Raw genomic sequence first — 18,548 nt, 5'->3', positions numbered from 1 at the left:
TTTTCTATTGGCGGCCCCCGGCGGGGCCGGTGAGGAGCCCCCGAAAGGGGTATCAGGGTGTGATCGGCATGATCCTCTACGGGAAACGACGAGGCTGACAGCGAGAAGGAGGCGGGCGAGAGCCTGAAGCCTCCGCAGGAAACTGCTGTCTCGCCGGATCGCCCGGAGCCCCTTTCAGCCGCAACAGAACCCTCGGCATTTCTCCCGGCATTCGCGAACGGCGTCGTCAAAAGATTTGTGAGAAGGACCGACTTCCGTGATTACGCCTGTTTTGCCGACCTATGCGCGGGCCGACCTTGAATTCGAACGGGGCGAAGGCCCCTGGCTCATCACCGCGAAGGGCGAACGCTATCTCGACTTCGGTGCGGGCATCGCCGTCAATGTCGTGGGCCACGCCCATCCGCACTTGATCGCCGCGCTCAGCGAGCAGGCCTCGAAGGTCTGGCATACCTCGAATATCTACCGCATTCCCGGTCAGGAAAAGCTTGCGCGGCGTCTCGTCGAGGCGACTTTCGCGGACACCGTCTTCTTCACCAATTCGGGCGCCGAAGCCCTCGAATGCGCGATCAAGATGGCGCGGAAATATCATGCGGCGGGCGGCGCGCCCGAACGCTACGAACTCATCACGATGGAAAGCGCCTTCCACGGCCGCACGCTCGCGACGATCGCGGCCGGCGGCCAGAAGAAATATCTCGAAGGCTTCGGCCCGGCCATGCCCGGTTTCCCGCAAGTGCCCTTCGGCGACCTGAAGGCACTTGAAGCCGCGATCGGCCCGGCAACGGCCGGTATCCTGATGGAGCCCATTCAGGGTGAGGGCGGTATCCGCGTCATTCCGAACGAGGATCTGAGGCGCATTCGTGCGCTGTGCGACGAGAAAGGCATTCTTCTCGTGCTCGACGAAGTGCAGACCGGCGTCGGCCGCACGGGCAAGCTCTTCGCGCATGAACTGGCGGGCATCACGCCCGATATCATGGCGGTTGCGAAGGCGCTGGGCGGCGGCTTCCCTGTCGGCGCCTGTCTTGCAACGGAAGAGGCGGCGCGTGGCATGACGGCGGGCACGCATGGCTCGACCTTCGGCGGCAATCCGCTGGCGATGGCGGTTGCGAACGCGGTGATGGATCTCGCACTGGACGAGAAGTTCCTGCCGCATGTGCAGATGATCGGCCTCAAGCTCCGGCAAAAGCTCGCCATGCTTGCAGACCGCTATCCGCGGATCGTGGAAGGCGTGCGCGGCGAGGGGCTGATGCTTGGCCTCAAATGCCGGGTGACGAACACCGATCTCGTGGCGGCGCTGCGCGATGAAAAGATGCTCGCCGTCGGTGCGGGCGACAATGTGGTGCGGCTCCTGCCGCCGCTCAATATCGAGGAAGCGCATCTCAACGAGGCGATCGAAAAGCTGATGGCCGCATGCGGCAAGCTCGATGCCGCGCTCGACACGGATGCGAAAGCCGCGGGAGCAAAGTCATGAGAGCCATGGCGACGAAGAGACATTTTCTCGACCTCGACGCGGTGGCTGCATCCGACATCCGCGCCATTCTCGACAATTCTGCCGAACGCAAGAAGGCCCGGACCGGCCTCGGCCAGGCGGAACCCGATTCCGACAAGCCGCTCAAGGGGCGGCTGCTCGCCATGCTGTTCGAAAAGCCCTCGACGCGGACACGCGTGTCCTTTGATGTTGCCATGCGCCAGCTGGGCGGCGAGACGCTCCTGCTGAATGGCGGCGACACGCAGCTTGGCCGCGGCGAAACCATTGCCGATACGGCGCGCGTTCTCTCGCGCTATGTCGATGCGATCATGATCCGCACGACCGATCACGCGAAGCTGCTCGAGCTTGCGGAACATGCGACCGTGCCAGTCATCAACGGGCTGACCGATCGCTCGCATCCCTGCCAGATCATGGCGGATGTGATGACCTTCGAGGAACACAAGGGTCCGATCAGGGGGCGCCGCGTCGCCTGGGTCGGCGATGGCAACAATGTCGCGACCTCGTGGATCCATGCCGCGACCCAGCTCGAATTCGAATTGCGGATTGCCTGCCCGCCGGAACTTGCGCCATCGCCGGAGGCGCTGGGCTGGGCAAAGGCGAGGGGCGCGAAAGTCTCGCTCACGACCGACCCCTATCAAGCAGTGGACGGCGTCGACTGCATCAATACGGATACCTGGGTGTCGATGGGCTATAGCGAAGAGGAAGCGACGCATCGCCACAATCTTCTCGCGCCCTATCAGGTGAACCCGCGCCTGATGGCAGCAGCCGGCAAGGACGCGATCTTCATGCATTGCCTGCCTGCCCATCGCGGTGAGGAAATGACGGCGGATGTGATCGACGGTCCGGCCTCCGTCGTCTTCGACGAGGCGGAGAACCGGCTTCATGCGCAAAAGGGTGTGCTGGCCTGGTGCTTCCGGTGAGTGACGGCAACACGATGCTCGTGGACGATCTCGTGCAGCCCTTCCAGATCGAGGGGCTCGGTATTCGAGGCCGCATCGTGCGCCTCGGGCCTCTGGTCGACCGTGTGCTGAAGGCCCATGCCTATCCCGAACCTGTGTCGCGCCTGCTTGGCGAGGCGCTGGCGCTCACCGTCATGATCGGCTCGGCACTGAAATTCGACGGGCGCTTCATCCTGCAGACGCAGAGCAAGGGGCCGGTCAGCATGCTGGTCGCCGATTTCCAGTCGCCGGGCGGCATTCGCGGCTATGCGCAGATGGATGAGGCGCGTGTCGCCGAGGCGCTGGAAAGCGGCCGGACCACGCCCGCGGATCTGCTGGGCGAGGGCTATCTTGCGCTGACGATCGATCAGGGCCCGGACATGGATCGCTATCAGGGCATCGTCTCGCTGCATGGCGAGGGCCTGAGCCACAGTGCGCATGAATATTTCGCAAGCTCCGAACAGGTCGCGACCCGCATCCGCCTTGCCGCCGGTCCCTACTATCACCGTGAAGCGGGCGGGACGGAAAAGAACTGGCGGGCAGGCGCCATCATGATCCAGCACATTGCGCGGGATGGCGGCCTGACGGGTTATCGCGAGGCGGAGGACGAAAGTCCCTATACCGAAGAAGAGGAAAACTGGAATCGCGCCTCGATCCTGCTCGGTACGGTGGAGGATCACGAGCTCCTCGACCCGGCGCTTGAACCGAACCGGCTGCTCTTCCGCCTGTTTCACGAGGACGGCGTGCGTGCGTATGAGCCCTCACCGGTCGAATTTTCCTGCCGTTGCTCGCGCGACAGAATGACGTCGGTGCTTCGCTCATTCGGCGGTCATGAAATCGACGAAATGGTGCAGGATGGTGTCATCACCGCCACCTGCGAATTCTGCAGCGAGGTCTATGTCTTCGAACCCGCCGAACTGAAGGACGGGCTCAACTGAGAGGGATTGACGTGAAGCGCATTGCCGGTCTGAACCTTGCCTCCCTTCGCATCGCCGGAGCCGTCCTTGCGGCACTGATGCTGACCTCTGCCTGCACGACCGAACCCTCGGCACCGGCCGGGCCGAAGCCCGTGAGCTTCGAGGCGCAGACGCCGCTCCGACTCGACATTGCCTCCATTTCGGTTGAAAGCCGGTATCAGCCGCCCGGACGTGCGCCCAATGTCGAACATCTCTACAGCGTGACGCCGGTGAGCGCCGCACGCGCTTGGGCGCAGGCCCGCCTTGTCGGCGTTGGCCCGCGCGGCACGGCGGTCTTGACCGTGCTTGATGGCAGCGTGATTTCCGAAGATCTGCCGAAAAAGGGCGGTCTGACGGCCGTTTTCGGCGACCAGCAGGATGTTCGCCTGACGGCCCGGCTGCGGGCCCGCCTCGATGTCGACCGGCCGGGCGAGCGGCCCGGCGAACTCAGCCAGTGGTCGGTCAATGTCGAGGCAAGCGCCAATCGCACGGTGCTTGAAAGCGCGAGCCTGAACGAGCGGGATGCCGCCTATGGCCAGCTGATGCAGCAACTCGCCCGCGAATTCGACGCGGCGCTGACCGCCGAAGTACGCCGCAGCATGGGTGCCACGCTGCGCTGAAGGCTGCCGACGGTTGCCCGTCAGCTATTAACCACCCTTAAACCCGGCGGACAATATTCTGGATGGTGAAACCGTCGGAAACTGACCGTCACCATGATCTACCAGATTGCCTATATGAGCGCCGCGAGACCCGGCATGAGCGATGCCGAGGTGCATGACATTCTGCGGGCTTCGACGGCCAACAACAGACGCGACGGGCTTTCCGGCATGTTGCTGCTTGTCGACGGCACATTCTTTCAGGTGCTGGAAGGCGAGCGGGAAATGGTCGAACAGACCTATCGCCGGATTTTGACGGACGCGCGGCACAGCGCCCTGCTCCGCGTCCTCGAGCGGAACCGCGAGGAACGCAGCTTTCCCGACTGGACGATGGGCTTCGAGAAAGTGTTTCATGGCGATCCCGGCGGCGAATTTCTGCCGGTCGATGCGGGCGATTTGACGCAGAACCCGAACGTGGAACTGCTGCGCAAGCAGGCGCCGGAGATCATCTCCTTCATGCGCTCGCTCTATGCCAGCCGCAACATGCGCGGGGCGCCGGACCTAGAGCGGCGCGCCTGAGACATAGTCGGCGAGGCGGCGCATGAAAGCCTCGCATTCCTTCACCTGAGAAATTTCGATGAACTCATCGGGCTTGTGCGCCTGGGCGATATCGCCCGGCCCGCAGACGACGGTGGGGATGTCGGCAAGCTGGAAGAGCCCCGCTTCCGTATTGTAGGAAACGGCTTCCGCGGAATTGCATTGCGCGAGCTTCATCACAAGCGTTTCACCGGGATCGCCATCGAGTGCCGCGAGGCCGGGTGACTGCGCGCGGACTTTCGTTTCGATCTTCGCACCGGGAAAGACGGCGCGCATCCGCGGCAGAACGTCATTTTCCGCATGGTGATTGAAGCGCGTGATGATCTCCTCCGTATCGGCCCCTGGCAGCATCCGGTATTCCCAGAGGAACGAGCAGGTCTTCGGAATGATGTTGAGCGCCGTGCCGCCGCGGATCGTGCCGATATTGATGGTCGTATAGGGCGGGCTGAAGCGGCCCGACGGGTCTCCTCGGCGGCGCATCTCCTCCGCAAGCCCCATCAGGAAGGAGATCAGTTCCATCGCATGCTGAATGGCGCTGACGCCGAGATGGGTCTGGCTCGAGTGATATTCGAGGCCCGTCACCGTGGTGTGATAGGACTGGATGCCCTTGTGTGCATTGACGACCTTCATCGAGGAAGGTTCACCGACGATCACGACCTGCGGCTTCGGCAGGGTGCGGATGATGTTCTCGATCATGGGGCGGACGCCGAGGCAGCCCACTTCCTCGTCATAGGACAATGCAAAATGGACGGGAATTTTCGGCCCGTCCTTGAGGAAGGCTGGCAGATGCGCGAGCGCCACGGCGATGAAGCTCTTCATGTCGGACGTGCCGCGGCCATAAAGCCTGCCGTCGCGCTCTTCGATGCGGAAGGGATCGCTCGACCAGTCCTGCCCCTCGACAGGCACGACATCGGTATGGCCCGAAAGTACGATGCCGCCTGCCTGCGTCTCGTCGCCCAGTGTTGCAAACAGATTGGCCTTGCTGCCGTCCTCGTTCATCACCCGACGCGAGGCAACGCCGTGGCTTGTAAGATAGTCCTCCACGAATTCGATCAACTCGAGATTTGAGAGATGGCTCGTCGTGTCGAATGAGACGAGCTTCTCGATCATTTCGCGGGAGGTGAAACGGCGTGACGCGGGCATGGAGAGCGATCTTCCGGCAGTCAGGGATGGTGTGATGGCATCCTAGTCCGCCGCGCGCGAGGAAGCGAGGGCGCTTGCCCCGTTAGTGCAGCATCCGCTTTGCGTGGGGGCTGTCGAGCGAGAAGGCGGGAATGTCGACCTCGAAGGTCTCGCCGCGATCCGTCTCCATCTCGTAATTGCCGAACATGATGCCGGAAGGTGCGCCGAGCGGCGTACCGCTCGTATATTCGAACTTCTCGCCGGGATGGAGAAGCGGCTGCTCGCCAACGACACCGGGCCCGCGCACTTCATGCACACAGCCTGCCGCATCCGTTATCTTCCAGTAGCGCGCGCGCAGGCGCACTGTCTCCTGCCCGCGATTCTCGATCGTGACGTGATAGGCCCAGACATAATAATCCTGATCGGGCTCCGACTGGTCCTCGAGATAAGTCGGTTCGACCAGAATATTTATGGAGCGGGTCATGGCGCTATACATCGGGCGGTCCTTGCACGAGGCGTCTGGGTTTGCGGAACCGGAGCCCTTCTGGCTGCGATCCGGCGGGGAAAAAATATGTGCCGCGCGGGACGTTGCGGCAAGTGCCGCGAAGCCCCTTCCCCCGCCACATTCGCACCATATGGGCGAGCCGCTAACTTCACCTTAACAGGCGCGGCTTCGTGTGAGTTTGGTTAACTCTTTGCTGCGAAAGCGCGCTCCATATCCTCTATCAGGTCGGCGGCATCCTCAAGCCCGACCGAAAGCCGCAGCAGTCCCTCATTGATGCCGAGCTCCTCACGGGCTTCCTGTGTGAGCCGTTGATGGGTGGTCGTGGCAGGGTGGGTGATGAGGCTTTTGGCATCGCCCAGATTGTTGGAGATTTTCACGACCTGCAGCGCATTTGCGAAGCGGAAGGCGCCTTCCTTGCCGCCCTTCACCTCGAAGGCAACGATATTGCCGCCTGCCGACATCTGGCTCATCGCGAGATTGTGTTGCGGGTGGCTCGGCAGGCCCGGATAGAAGACCCGCTCGATACCCTTGTGGCCTTCGAGGAAATGGGCGACGGCCTCGGCGCCGCGCGCATGTTCGCGCACGCGCAGGTCGAGCGTCTCAAGGCTTTTCAGCATGACCCATGCATTGAACGGGCTGAGGCTCGGGCCCGTCTGGCGCATGAAGTTCGCCAGATGGTCGGTGATGAACTGCTGGTCGGCAAGCACGATGCCGCCAAGGCAGCGGCCCTGACCGTCGATATGCTTGGTGGCCGAATAGATGACGACATCGGCTCCGAGTTCGAGCGGGCGCTGCAGTACCGGCGTTGCGAACACATTGTCGACGAAGAGCTTTGCGCCCGCCGCATGGGCGATCTCCGCCACCCCCTTGATGTCGATGATCTCGAGCGTGGGGTTCGACGGCGTTTCGAGAAAGAGGACTTTCGTGTTCGGCTGCACAGCATTCTTCCAGGCATCGAGATCGCGCCCGTCGATCAGCGTTGCGGTAACGCCGAAGCGCGGCAGCAAGTCTTCCACGATGTAGCGGCAGGAGCCGAACAGCGCCCGCGACGAGACGACATGATCGCCTGCGTTCAGATAGCAGAGCATGGCCGCCGTCACCGCCGCCATGCCGGTGGCGGTGGCGCGCGCATCTTCAGCACCTTCGAGCGCGATCATCCGCTCCTCGAACATGCGAACCGTCGGGTTCGAGAAGCGGCTGTAGATGAAGCCCGGTTCCTCGTTCTTGAAGCGGCGCTCTGCGGCCTCCATCGTGTCATAGACATAGCCCGAGGTGAGGAACATGGCTTCGCTCGTCTCGCCGAAGGGCGTACGGTTCGTGCCGCCGTGAACGGCCTCGGTGCGGGCGCTCAGCTTCCGTCCATCGCGTGTCGTCTTGCTCATCGGGCTACCCCAAATAAAAAACCCCGACCGTGAAAGGGATCGGGGCTCGCGTCCCGACCTTTTTAGCGAGTTGTTTAACGTGGCCGCAAGCCGGTCGGCTCAAATCACCACGGGATTGGCGGGCATTTAAGGGGCGGCGGGCCCTGCCGTCAAGGCTTGAGGGGGCGAGGCCGGGCTTTCCCCCGCGCCCCGAGCCAATTATAACCGTCGCTTATCACCGGGGCGGCTGACACGCCCGTGGCGGCAAGGCCCTGAAATCAATGACCAAAGCGGCGGACGATCTTTTCCCGAACCACAATGACGAGCCCCGCCGCGTGGGCCCGGGCCAGCTCCACACGACCGGCATTTTGCCCTCGCATGGCATCGCCACGCTGATCCGCGAGAAGGAAATCTGGGGCGGGCTCGAGATCGACAAGAGCCAGATCCAGCCGGCAAGCCTCGACCTCCGGCTCGGGACCACGGCCTATCGCCTGCGGGCCTCCTTCCTGCCGGGGCCGGAGCGCGGCGTGATGGAATGTGTCGAGGAGCTGATGCTCCACAAGATCGACCTGACCGAAGGGGCAGTACTCGAAACGGGCTGCGTATATCTGGTGCCGCTGGTCGAGGCGCTGGCCCTGTCGGAGAAGACATCGGCCTCCGCCAACCCCAAAAGCTCGACCGGACGCCTCGACGTTTTCACCCGGCTGATTGCGGATTTCTCCGCCGAGTTCGATCAGGTGGCGGCCGGCTACAAGGGCCACCTCTATCTGGAAATCAGCCCGCGGACCTTCCCCATTCTCGTGCGGCCGGGGTCGCGGCTTGCGCAGATCCGCTTCCGCCGCGGCACGCATACCTGCACCGATGCCGAGATGAAGCGGCTCCATGAGGAGCTTCGCCTTGTCGATGGTGAGGCGGATATCGATGGCGGCATCGCACTCACGGTCAATCTCGACGCGGAGAGCGAGGACGAGATCGTCGGCTACCGCGCCAAGCGTCATTCAGGCGTGATCGATATCGACAAGGTGAATGCCTACGACGTGCGGGACTTCTGGGACCCGGTGCATGTGCGGCCCGGCAAGGGGCTTATTCTGGACCCGGATGAATTCTACATTCTGGCGACCGCCGAGGCGCTCCACATCCCGGCGACCCATGCCGCCGAGATGGTGCCCTACAATCCGCTGGTCGGCGAATTCCGCGTGCATTACGCGGGCTTCTTCGATCCGGGCTTCGGTGCGCGAGAGGCCGGCGGCTCCGGCAGCCGCATCGTCCTTGAGGTCCGATCGCATGATGTGCCCTTCATCCTCGAGCACGGACAGGTCGTCGGCCGCTTCGTGCTGGAGCGGCTGACGGATCGTCCTTCCGTGCTCTACGGCTCGGGCCTCGGCTCGAACTACCAGAAGCAGGGCCTCAAGCTCTCCAAGCACTTCCGCGTGAAGTGATCAGCCGAGCACTTCCTCGAAGAAGTTTTCCATCGCCTGCCATGAGCGGCGGTCGGCATCGGCGTCATATTTGATGCCGCGCTCGGGCGCATGGGCGCCAATGGCGGTGAAGGCATGAAGCGCATGGCCATAGGCATGAAGCTGCCAGTCGGCGCCGGCATCCGTCAGCTCCTTCGCCACGCCAGCAACGCTGTCGGGCGTCGCCATCGGATCGTCCCAGCCATGCAGGATGAGAACCTTGGCGCCGATCTTGCCCTGCGGGCCGATATTTGGCGGCATGAAAATGCCGTGGAAGCTCGCAACGCCCTTGAGGCCGGGCGCTGCGGCGCGCGCCATGTCGAGAACGCAGAGCCCGCCGAAGCAATAGCCCATCGCGGCGATGCGGGAGGCATCCACCGCCTCATGCCCCTTCGCCGCTTCGAGCCCCGCGAGCAGCCGCTTCTTCAGCAGCGCACGGTCGGCGAGAAGCGGGCCCATCAGATGGGAATTGTCGCCCTCCATGTTACCGCGCACGCCCTTGCCGTATACGTCGAGCGCATAGGCCGTGTAGCCGAGCCCGGCCACCTGGTCCGCACGGGCGCGCACGCCTTCATGGAGCCCGGCCCAGTCATGGACGACGAGAATAGTGGCATGTTTGCCGCCACCCGCCGGCTCGGCGAGATAGCCCTCGAAAGTCGTTTCTCCATCGCTGTACTCGACAAAACCGGTCTTGATGCTGGCGGACATGAATGGCTCCCTGAAGCGGAAATTGATTCTTGCCCGAAAGACTAAGGGCCTCCGCGCTCGCGATCCAGCACGACGAGCGACAGATCGGACGAACTCGGCTATGAAGTTTTTGTCACAGCGGATACCTTTCACGGATTGTCACAAGCCATGCGCCTTGCCGGCCAGCTCTTCATCGCCTTTCTCGTTCTCGTTGCCTGCGACACGGCGGGGCGGCTCGTCTCCTGGTGGCTTGGTCTGCCTGTGCCGGGTACGGTGATCGGCATTCTGTTACTGCTGGGCGGTCTCATCGTGCTGCGCTGCGTACCCGAACCGGTCGGCCGCGTCGCAGATTTCCTGCTCGCGCATCTGAACTTTCTCTACATTCCGGCGGGCGTCGGCGTGATGACCTATGCCGCGCTGCTGGCCGACGACATCTGGCCCATTCTGGTAGCGCTTTTCGCAAGCACCTTTCTCGCCATGCTGGCGGCGGGCTATGCCTTCATGGCTGTGGCGCGGTTCACGGAAAAGCAGGGTCAGGACGAATGAGCGATATCGGCATCAAGCTCATCTATTGGGACCGCGTTTTCGAGGCGGGCTTCTGGATTCTCGTTACGCTTTTCTTCTATTACCTCGCGCTGCGCATCCAGCGAGCGCTGGGCGGCACCCCGCTTGCGAACCCGGTGCTGCTTGCCGCCGCGCCGATCATCGGCCTGCTGGCGGCGGCGGATATCTGGGTCGGCGACTATATGGGCGGCGGACAAGCGCTGCTCTGGCTGCTCGGGCCTGCGACGGTCGGCATCGCCGTGCCGCTCTATCGCAATTTCGCGCGGGTGCGCTCGGCGCTTTTGCCGATGGCGGCCGCACTCGTCATCGGCTCTACGGTCGCCGTTATCTCCGCCGTGCTGACCGGCGAGATGATGGGCGCAAGCGTCGAGACGATCCGCTCGCTCGCGCCGAAATCCGTGACGACGCCGATCGCCATGGGTATTGCGGGCGAGATCGGTGGCTATCCTTCGCTTGCCGCCGCCTTTGTGATCCTGACGGGGATTGTCGGCGCGGTGTTCGGCGCCGCGTTCTTCCGGCTTCTGCACATTCGCGACGAGCGTGCGAAGGGCTTTGCCATGGGCATTGCTGCGCATGGCATTGGCACGGCGCGGGCCTTTCAGGAAAATGAAGTGCAGGGCACTTTCTCGGGCGTCGCCATGGCGCTCAACGGCATCGTGACGGCGCTGGTGCTGCCGCTGCTCTGGCTGGCCTTTTCCTAGGCGGAGCAACTTGCGCCGCCCAGCACGCAGAACTTTGCGCAGTGGCGGTGATTGAGCTTCACGGGGGCAAGACTTTCGGCGAGCGTCGCGCCCATCTCGAATTGTGGATCGTCGGGCAGCAGCGTGCATGAGATGACGGCAGGCGATGCTGCGCCGCGGCGCTTCACCACCATGCGGCTCGTCGCGCACATCATCGTGGCGGGGTCGACGTGAAGAACGCCCCAGCAGGCAGTGGTGATTTCCGGCACTTCGGCCTTCTCGTCCATCTCGGGGAAGAGGATGAGCGAGGCGGGGTTCAGCGCATCGAGAGCAAGCCCCTCGCGCGCGAAGAGCGCGACAAAGCCTGCGCGCGCTTCATCTTCCGTCTCGCCCGATATGGTGCGGCCCGCAATGGCAAGCGTGAAATTTTCCGACGCAAGCCAGCGAAGCCCCTCCATCGTTCTTGCGAAGCTGCCCGCGCCGCGTTCCGCGTCATGCAGCGCTTCGGTGTAGTGATCGAGGCTGACGCGGAGCTTGATCGAAGGCCCGAAAATTTCATGAAGCGCGATGAGACCGGCCTTCACGTGCGGGCGCTGCATCGGCTGCATGGCATTGGTGAGGATGAGTACCTCATGGCCGCGCGTCAGCGCATCTTCCAGCATCTCGATCATGCCGGGATTCATGAAGGGCTCGCCGCCCGTGAAACCGATTTCCGGCAGCGGCGTACCGTCCCGCGCCGCAATTGCCGCTGCCTCGTCGAAAAAGCGCACGGCCTCTTCCGGCGAGATATAGGCGAGGCGGTCGTCCGTGGGGCTCGAATGGATGTAGCAGTTCGCGCATTCGATATTGCAGAGCGTGCCCGTGTTGATCCAGAGCGTGTCGAGCCGGTGAAAGGATACGGCGGCGCGCATCTCGCCCTTGGCGGTGACGTCCGGATGACTGAATTTCTGCATGGCGATTTCGTTCATGGACGAAACCTAACATCGCGGCCGGGCTTCGCCATTCACAATTCCGGGAGGACTGCTACTCTCCGGACCGGCGGACAGGGGGCATGAGGATGCAGCGGAAACTGACAAAGGGCGAGCTTCTCGACGGGCAGGGGCGCCTTGTCGAGGCAGGCTGGGCGACGGAGGAGGCAAGGCGCTACCGCCGCGCCGCCGTCAAGGCCGGCTGGCACCGCATCAAGGAATGGGACTATTACGCCGTATTGAACGATCGCTACGGCTTTGCCTGTGTCGTGGCCGACAATGGCTATATGGGGCTTTTGAACGCCGTCTGGCTCGATTTCGGGAAGCCGGACTTCATCGAGGAAGGCATCATCATTCCTTTCCCGCGCGGGCGGATGAAACTGCCCGAAAGCGCGGATGAGGGCGACATCGTCCAGCATCATCCGAAATTGGATATCGCCTTCCGCCATGCGCCGGGCGGACGCAGGATCACGCTCTCCTATCCGGGCTTCGGCAAGGGCCGGGGCATGGAGGCCGACCTATTTCTCGCGCAACCGGCAATGGACCGCATGGTGATCGCAACGCCATTCCCGGACGCGCCGCGGGCCTTTTACTACAACCAGAAGATCAACTGCATGGCGGCGGAGGGCAGGGTGACGGTGGGCGGCGAGACATTCGCCTTCGAACCTCAGGCGTCCTTCGGCGTGCTCGACTGGGGCCGGGGCGTCTGGACTTACGACAATGTCTGGTACTGGGGCTCGGCCTCCGGCATGGCGGAGGGAAAGAGCTTCGGCTTCAATATCGGCTATGGCTTCGGCGACACCTCGGCAGCGTCCGAAAACATGATCTTCTTCGATGGCCGCGCACATAAATTCGATGAGGTGCGGTTCCACCTACCCGAAGGCAGCTTCACCGGCGGACCCTGGCGCTTCACCAGCAATGACGGCCGCTTCGAGATGACGTTCGAGCCTGTTGTCGACCGCCACAGTGCGGTGGACCTGAAGCTCATCCGCTCGATCCAGCATCAGGTCTTCGGGCGTTTTTCGGGCGTCGCCGTACTCGATGACGGGCGGCGGATAGAGGTGAAGGATCTCATCGGCTTTGCCGAGGAAGTGCAGAACCGCTGGTGACGCCTCTTGCGGAAAACGCGCCGAAACCTTAACTAGAAGGTCCGGCGCGGGTGTAGCTCAATGGTAGAGCAGAAGCTTCCCAAGCTTACGACGAGGGTTCGATTCCCTTCACCCGCTCCAATCCATCCGCTCAGCGAACCGGTTTCCGCGCGGTGATCGCCTGGATGCGATCGGCGAGCCATTCGGCATATGTCTCGATCGACAAGGCGCCCCGCATTTCCGGCGTGACTTCAACCTGTCGATCGTGCCGGGCCGCGTTCTCGATGGCCGCGGCCGCAACGGCGCGATCGGGAAATTCCGGCAGGGCAAAGGCGTACTCCTCGCCATTTTTCAGGCTGATGGTGAGCACCGCCCCCGTGAGCTGGGCGCGGATCCACATATGCTGCAAGTTGATGGCAGAGAAGATGAGAGAGGCAAGCTTTCTGGCAATGCGATCTACTTCGCGCTCCCCGTCAAGAACGGCCTTGTCGACATAGTCGACATAGATGTTGGCAATTGAGCTGAAAGGAATGAAAGGCTCAAGCGGTGTGCCGTCGATGCGCAGGCGCCCGCGATGCCGCGCCAGGCCATTGTGATGCGTGATGCCGAAGCCTCGGGGAGTGACCACAAGCAGGCAGGAAAAGCGGCCGGCCTCAAGGTCGATACCGTTTTGCAGGGACATGGGAGCGCCGAGGGGAAGGCACTCGCCGGTCAGGTCCGGCCATGTTGCGAGGATGCGCCGCGCGCGCTTCCGCCGTGCGACATAGACGAGGTAGTACCAGATCAATCCAAGATGGAGCGGCACTGCAACGCCTATGCCGAGCGCCAGCCACAAGAGGATCAGGTCCGGCGAGGATTGGCGAAGCGCATCGAAGGCAAAGACATTCAGAACGAGCCCGGCCGGCAGCGCGAGAAAAGCGATCAGGATGTGAACGATCCAGGGGATATAGGCCGCGATGCCGGCCCGCGGCAGGCCGTATACTCGCGCCGCGGGATCGGTGAAAGAAGCACCAGCCATGAATTGCCTCTTGAAACCATTTTCCGGGGGAACGGCCCAAGAAAATGGCCCGCAAGCAAATTCTGACGACCAAAACTGAATCGCCCCTTTGCTTGAAGGTAACATGCAAGGACGGCAAATGCGATTTCGGCGTTGTATCTCCGATATATTGACGCATGATGTGTCAATATATTATCGAGTGTAGCGCGGGCGGCGACTGGGAGGAGAAACGATGTTGAAGGCGGCAATCAGCAGGCGGGTATCCTCGTTCATCACGAGCCGGGGCTTGCGGAATTTCCGGCGCGGGGTCCATGCGCTTCGCCGCAGGCTCTCGGGCCGTGCGCCGACGGTGTATTACTTCCATCAGCCGGACGATCCCTACAGCCACCTCGCCGCCCAAATGCTGAAGCCGCTCGCTGCGCGCTACAGGGTGAAGATCGTGACATGGGTGGTGCCCGCGCCGGAAAAGGCGGCGGCACCGGAGTATGAACTCCTCGCCGCCTATGGCCGCCGCGACGCCGCGCGCGTCGCCCGCGAATACGGGCTCGACTTCCCGGACGATGCAGGCGCGCCCGATCCGGAGCTTGTGCGCAGCGTGACGGCTCTTCTGGCAAAAGCAGCGGGTACGGACCGATTTGCGGAAATCGCAGTCGCGGCAGGCCATGCGGTCTGGATGGGTGACAGTGCCGCGCTCGGGTGGCTGCAGGAAAAACATGGCGTGGCGGACGAGAAGGACACGGCGGCGGCGCTGACGCATGGAGATCGGATGCGCCGGAAGCTCGGCCACTATCTGAGCGGCATGTTCTCTTTCGAGGGCGAGTGGTACTGGGGCGTCGACCGGCTCAATTATCTCGAGGAACGGCTGATGGAAGCGGGCCTCGACAATGAGCCCGGCAAGCCGATGCTCGCACCCTGGCGCGATCTCACGCTCGGGCCCGTACCGCCCTCGACGCGCCGCCCGGTGATCGACTACTGGTTTTCCTTCCGCAGTCCCTATTCATGGATTTCCGTGCCGCGCATGCTGAAGCTCGCGCGGCATTACAACGCGGATCTGCGTCTGCGCTTCGTGTTGCCCATGGTGATGCGCGGGCTGCCCGTGCCGCTGACGAAGCGCATGTATATCGTGCGCGACACGAAGCGCGAGGCGGAGCGCGCCGGACTTCCCTTCGGCAAGGTGGTGGATTCGGTGGGCGCCGGTGCGGCGCGCGCCCTCGCCGTGCTGCATCACGCGATACCGCTCGGCAAGGGCGAGGCCTTTGCCGAACTCGGCTGCAAAGCCGTCTTCGCCGATGGCATCGACATTGCAAGCGACAGCGGCTTGAAGGATGTCGCGAAGCGCGCGGGCCTCACCGAAGAAACTGTGCGCAAGGCGCTCGCCGATCCGACATGGGAAGCGGCGGTCGAGGAAAACCGCCAGGCGCTCTTCGAGGCGGGGCTCTGGGGTGTGCCGTCCTTCCGCGTCGACGGCAAGCCCGCCCATTGGGGGCAGGACCGGTTCTGGGCGCTGGAGCAGGACATCATCGCCTCGCTCAAGGAAAACCCTTGAGTTTCCGGCGCTTGCCGCATGGTCCAAATGGATCATGCGGCGCTCCCTGAAAGCACGGCATTCTTCCTCCGGACCGGACAGACCGGAGGGCTTCAATGGACCTCGTCAGACATATCGCTGCAGGCGCGCTTGGCACGATGATTGGCGTCGTCCTCTTCTTCGCGATCGCGGCAGTTACGCTTATCGTGTGAACCGCGTTTCACCGCAGCGGCATGCCGGGGATTGCAGGCATGCCCATCGGCATTTGCATCGGCGTGACGCCGGCAGGCAGCCGGAACAGCGACGCATCCTGATCGCCGCGCTTCAGATCCTTCAGCAGCATGGTGAAATCGCCATCAGGCGAGGAGCCAGCCATCTTGATCGGGATGTCATCCGCCGTCATCCAGACTCGCATTTCCGACACATCGCCATCCGGCACCGAGACGCGATAGCGCGTTGTCGTCTCGCCTTCGATCACCTCGCTGCCTTCCTCGACTGCCTCCACCTCGTCGCGCAACGGCTCGAAACCATATTGCTGCCCGGCGCTGTCCGCGTTCATTTCCATCGCCATGTTCATGTCAGGCATATAGATCAGGAACCGGCCCTCTTTCGGCAACAGGATCGATATGCTGCGCATACCTTCGGCCACCGTTTCCCAGCGTTCCTTTCCGTCCTGCGCATGAACCGTGCCGGACATTTGCATACCAGACGCATTGACGGTCCGCGTTGCACTGTATCCCGTCTCCGGCAGGCCGAGCGTTGTGGCATTGGCGTGTACGGCAATGAACAGGATGGGAAGGATCAGCAAGAGCCGGTGGATTTTCATCGGATCTCCATGGTCTTGGAAGTGCATTTGCGATCACGAAAGGATAGCGGTCATCGGCGCTCGATGAAACGTATTTTGCCACCGGGTTGGCCTTTGGGGCTCACTGTGCCATGCTGATCGCGAAATCACATAATTCATCCCCTTCCGGGCGGCGATCTCCTGCGCCGCTACAATCATTTTTACTGCTGCTGCCGAGAGGAGAACGGTCATGTCTGCCGCCGAAACCGGCCCGAAACGGTCTCGTTATTTCCAGGCAAATGCGCCCGTCTTTTTCGGATCGGCGGCGCTGATCGTTGCAGCCATCGCCTTCGCGGTGCGTGATCCCGATAATGCGGCTTCCGTCTTCGCGGCGATCCAAGGTTGGATCGTGCATGAAATGGGCTGGTTCTACGTCGCCTGCGTTGCGACCTTTCTCATCTTCTCGATCGCCATTGCGCTGAGTTCCATGGGTGCGATCAAGCTGGGCCCCGACGAAGCGGAGCCGGATTTTTCGACACGTTCATGGTTTGCCATGCTGTTCAGTGCGGGCATGGGCATCGGCATCATGTTCTACGGTGTGGCCGAGCCGGTATTGCATTTCGCCTCACCGCCGACAGGCGAAGGCGGGACGATCGAGGCGGCGCGCAATGCGATGCAGCTTTCCTTCTTTCATTGGGGGCTTCACGCCTGGGCGATCTATGCGGTGATGGGGCTTGCGCTCGCCTATTTTTCGTTCCGCCGCGGTCTGCCGCTTTCCGTCCGCTCCGCGCTCTATCCGCTGATCGGAGAACGCATTCACGGCTGGCCCGGCCATCTCGTCGATATCTTCGCCGTCTTCGGCACCATGTTCGGCGTCGCGACTTCGCTCGGTCTCGGTGTCATGCAGGTCAATGCGGGTCTGAACTATCTATTCGGTGTCGAGGTGAGCGTGAGCGTGCAGCTGGTGCTGATCGCCGTCATCACGCTGATTGCAACAGGCTCCGTCGCTTCCGGTATCAATGCCGGCATCCGCCGTCTGTCGGAACTCAATCTGACGCTTGCAATTCTCCTGCTCGTCTTCGTCATTGTGGCGGGACCGACGGTCTTTCTGCTGCAAGCCGTGATGCAGAACACCGGTGCCTATCTCAGCGAAATCGTGAGCAAGACATTCCTGCTCTACGCCTATCAGCCGAATGACTGGATCGGCGGCTGGACGCTGTTCTACTGGGGTTGGTGGATTTCCTGGTCGCCCTTTGTCGGCATGTTCATCGCGCGCATTTCGCGCGGGCGCACGATCCGCGAATTCATCATTGGCGTGCTGCTGGTGCCGTCCGGCTTCACCTTTCTCTGGTTCACCGCCTTCGGCAATACCGCACTCGCAATGGAAATGTCGGGCGCAGCCGAAATGGTCGATGCCGTGCAGGCGGATGTGGCGGTTGCCCTTTTCCAGTTTCTCGGAAACCTGCCGCTTGCCAGCATCTCGATGACGATTGCGACGCTTCTCATCGTCACCTTTTTCGTGACGTCGGCCGATTCCGGAAGCCTCGTCATAGACATCATAACGTCGGGCGGAGAAAACGACCCGCCAGTCTGGCAGCGCATATTCTGGGCGCTCATGGCAGGAACGGTTGCCGCCGTGCTGCTCGTCGCGGGTGGCCTCGCCGCGCTCCAGACCGGGGCGATTGCGGGCGGCTTTCCGCTCGCCGCGATCATGCTCATCGTCTGCTACGGCCTCTTCAAGGCGCTGCGGAGCGAAGTTCACCGGCAGGAAAGCCTGGAGGCGATATCGCCGCTCGTGGCCGGCAGCACCGCCATGCCGTGGAAACAGCGGCTCGGCGTATTGCTGCATCAGCCGACACGCGCCAGCGCCTTCACGTTCATGAAGGAAACGGTCGTGCCTGCGCTGAAAGAGGTTGCCGCCGAAATCCGGGCACGCGGTCTCCCGGCCGAGGTCGAGGAAGGGGAAAGTCAGGCACATATCACCATTGCCCACGGCACGGAGGACGAGTTCGTCTTCGGCGTGTCGCTGCTCAGCGTGCCCGTGCCGAGCTTTGCCGTGACCGCGCTCGAGGGTGATCGCCAGGGGCCGGACAAGACATGGCGGGCGGAAGTGTCGCTCCGCGAGGGCAGCCAGCGCTATGACATTCTCGGCTATACGAAGGACCAGGTGATCGCGGACCTGCTCGGCCAGTATGAGCGGCACATGCATTACCTGCATATGCGCTCGGGCGGCTAGT

18 protein-coding genes, 1 tRNA gene and 1 riboswitch are annotated in these 18,548 nt (G+C 62.7%); of the genes, 12 read left to right on the top strand and 7 right to left on the bottom strand.

What is annotated here, in order from left to right; all coding sequences use genetic code 11:
* Nucleotides 1-256: 256 nt before the first annotated feature.
* The 5 genes from ACK4FH_RS02430 to ACK4FH_RS02410 all read left to right on the top strand — a co-directional run bounded on the left by ACK4FH_RS02430 (nt 257) and on the right by ACK4FH_RS02410 (nt 4,555).
* Complete coding sequence (locus ACK4FH_RS02430) at nt 257-1,468, top strand: aspartate aminotransferase family protein (RefSeq protein ID WP_409810890.1); 1,212 nt, start codon at nt 257-259, stop codon at nt 1,466-1,468.
* Nucleotides 1,465-2,406 (top strand): ornithine carbamoyltransferase, encoded by a 942-nt coding sequence (gene argF / locus ACK4FH_RS02425; RefSeq protein WP_409810888.1) that lies wholly within the window; start codon nt 1,465-1,467, stop codon nt 2,404-2,406. Before ACK4FH_RS02430 ends, argF begins: the two co-directional genes overlap by 4 nt.
* The gene (locus ACK4FH_RS02420; RefSeq protein ID WP_409810886.1) at nt 2,403-3,362 is read left to right on the top strand and encodes an Hsp33 family molecular chaperone; all 960 of its coding nucleotides are present in this window, start codon (nt 2,403-2,405) and stop codon (nt 3,360-3,362) included. The genes argF and ACK4FH_RS02420 overlap by 4 nt, the downstream gene beginning before the upstream one ends.
* 11 nt (nt 3,363-3,373) lie before the next feature.
* A complete protein-coding gene (locus ACK4FH_RS02415) occupies nt 3,374-4,000 on the top strand; it encodes a hypothetical protein (RefSeq protein ID WP_409810884.1) in 627 nt (208 codons plus the stop codon).
* Between the two features lie 93 nt (nt 4,001-4,093).
* Nucleotides 4,094-4,555 (top strand): BLUF domain-containing protein, encoded by a 462-nt coding sequence (locus ACK4FH_RS02410; protein ID WP_409810882.1) that lies wholly within the window; start codon nt 4,094-4,096, stop codon nt 4,553-4,555.
* Here the strand turns inward: ACK4FH_RS02410 and argE are convergent.
* The 3 genes from argE to metZ form a co-directional block, all read right to left on the bottom strand.
* Nucleotides 4,538-5,716 carry an acetylornithine deacetylase gene (argE, locus tag ACK4FH_RS02405; protein ID WP_409810880.1) on the bottom strand — a complete coding sequence of 393 codons (1,179 nt, stop codon included), beginning with the start codon at nt 5,714-5,716 and terminating at the stop codon, nt 4,538-4,540. The genes ACK4FH_RS02410 and argE overlap by 18 nt on opposite strands.
* A gap of 82 nt (nt 5,717-5,798) precedes the next feature.
* Nucleotides 5,799-6,191 (bottom strand): Co2+/Mg2+ efflux protein ApaG, encoded by a 393-nt coding sequence (gene apaG / locus ACK4FH_RS02400; RefSeq protein WP_409810878.1) that lies wholly within the window; start codon nt 6,189-6,191, stop codon nt 5,799-5,801.
* A 191-nt stretch (nt 6,192-6,382) separates the two neighbouring features.
* Complete coding sequence (metZ, locus tag ACK4FH_RS02395; protein WP_409810876.1) at nt 6,383-7,582, bottom strand: O-succinylhomoserine sulfhydrylase; 1,200 nt, start codon at nt 7,580-7,582, stop codon at nt 6,383-6,385.
* Nucleotides 7,583-7,623: 41 nt separating this feature from the next.
* A riboswitch (SAM riboswitch) is annotated at nt 7,624-7,703 on the bottom strand.
* A gap of 139 nt (nt 7,704-7,842) precedes the next feature.
* On the opposite strand from metZ, the gene ACK4FH_RS02390 reads away from it, so the two are divergent.
* The gene (locus ACK4FH_RS02390; protein WP_409810874.1) at nt 7,843-9,000 is read left to right on the top strand and encodes a 2'-deoxycytidine 5'-triphosphate deaminase; all 1,158 of its coding nucleotides are present in this window, start codon (nt 7,843-7,845) and stop codon (nt 8,998-9,000) included.
* Here the strand turns inward: ACK4FH_RS02390 and ACK4FH_RS02385 are convergent, their stop codons facing one another.
* Nucleotides 9,001-9,726 (bottom strand): dienelactone hydrolase family protein, encoded by a 726-nt coding sequence (locus ACK4FH_RS02385; RefSeq protein ID WP_409810872.1) that lies wholly within the window; start codon nt 9,724-9,726, stop codon nt 9,001-9,003. It abuts the gene before it with no gap.
* A gap of 135 nt (nt 9,727-9,861) precedes the next feature.
* On the opposite strand from ACK4FH_RS02385, the gene ACK4FH_RS02380 reads away from it, so the two are divergent.
* Both ACK4FH_RS02380 and ACK4FH_RS02375 read left to right on the top strand, forming a co-directional pair.
* Entirely contained in the window at nt 9,862-10,251 is a 390-nt protein-coding gene (locus tag ACK4FH_RS02380; protein ID WP_409810870.1) for a CidA/LrgA family protein, read from the top strand.
* Nucleotides 10,248-10,970 (top strand): LrgB family protein, encoded by a 723-nt coding sequence (locus ACK4FH_RS02375; RefSeq protein WP_409810868.1) that lies wholly within the window; start codon nt 10,248-10,250, stop codon nt 10,968-10,970. The genes ACK4FH_RS02380 and ACK4FH_RS02375 overlap by 4 nt, the downstream gene beginning before the upstream one ends.
* Here ACK4FH_RS02375 and ACK4FH_RS02370 read toward each other — a convergent pair.
* The gene (locus tag ACK4FH_RS02370) at nt 10,967-11,917 is read right to left on the bottom strand and encodes a radical SAM protein (RefSeq protein WP_409810867.1); all 951 of its coding nucleotides are present in this window, start codon (nt 11,915-11,917) and stop codon (nt 10,967-10,969) included. The genes ACK4FH_RS02375 and ACK4FH_RS02370 overlap by 4 nt on opposite strands.
* A gap of 89 nt (nt 11,918-12,006) precedes the next feature.
* Between ACK4FH_RS02370 and ACK4FH_RS02365 the strand changes: the two genes are divergently transcribed.
* Nucleotides 12,007-13,026: a DUF2804 domain-containing protein gene (locus ACK4FH_RS02365; RefSeq protein ID WP_409810865.1), complete on the top strand. Its 1,020-nt coding sequence runs from the start codon at nt 12,007-12,009 to the stop codon at nt 13,024-13,026.
* Between the two features lie 46 nt (nt 13,027-13,072).
* A tRNA-Gly gene (locus ACK4FH_RS02360) sits at nt 13,073-13,146 on the top strand.
* Nucleotides 13,147-13,156: 10 nt separating this feature from the next.
* On the opposite strand, the gene ACK4FH_RS02355 is transcribed toward ACK4FH_RS02360, so the two are convergent.
* The gene (locus ACK4FH_RS02355) at nt 13,157-14,023 is read right to left on the bottom strand and encodes a hypothetical protein (protein ID WP_409810863.1); all 867 of its coding nucleotides are present in this window, start codon (nt 14,021-14,023) and stop codon (nt 13,157-13,159) included.
* A gap of 211 nt (nt 14,024-14,234) precedes the next feature.
* Here ACK4FH_RS02355 and ACK4FH_RS02350 point away from each other — a divergent pair, with 211 nt between their 5' ends.
* On the top strand, nt 14,235-15,548 hold the full coding sequence (locus ACK4FH_RS02350; protein ID WP_409810861.1) for a DsbA family protein: 1,314 nt from the start codon (nt 14,235-14,237) through the stop codon (nt 15,546-15,548).
* Between the two features lie 199 nt (nt 15,549-15,747).
* Here the strand turns inward: ACK4FH_RS02350 and ACK4FH_RS02345 are convergent, their stop codons facing one another.
* Nucleotides 15,748-16,353, bottom strand: a complete 606-nt coding sequence (locus tag ACK4FH_RS02345; protein ID WP_409810859.1) for a LolA family protein — start codon at nt 16,351-16,353, stop codon at nt 15,748-15,750.
* Nucleotides 16,354-16,561: 208 nt separating this feature from the next.
* Here ACK4FH_RS02345 and ACK4FH_RS02340 point away from each other — a divergent pair, with 208 nt between their 5' ends.
* Nucleotides 16,562-18,547, top strand: coding sequence for a BCCT family transporter (locus ACK4FH_RS02340; protein WP_409810857.1), 1,986 nt, complete (start codon nt 16,562-16,564; stop codon nt 18,545-18,547).
* Nucleotide 18,548 lies beyond the last annotated feature (1 nt).

It is taken from the genome of Parvibaculum sp. (assembly GCF_046297875.1).
In the GTDB taxonomy this organism is placed as follows: Bacteria; Pseudomonadota; Alphaproteobacteria; order Parvibaculales; family Parvibaculaceae; genus Parvibaculum.
The sequence above is the reverse complement of the archived record's forward strand: the minus strand, read 5'-3'. Positions and strand labels throughout refer to the sequence as shown.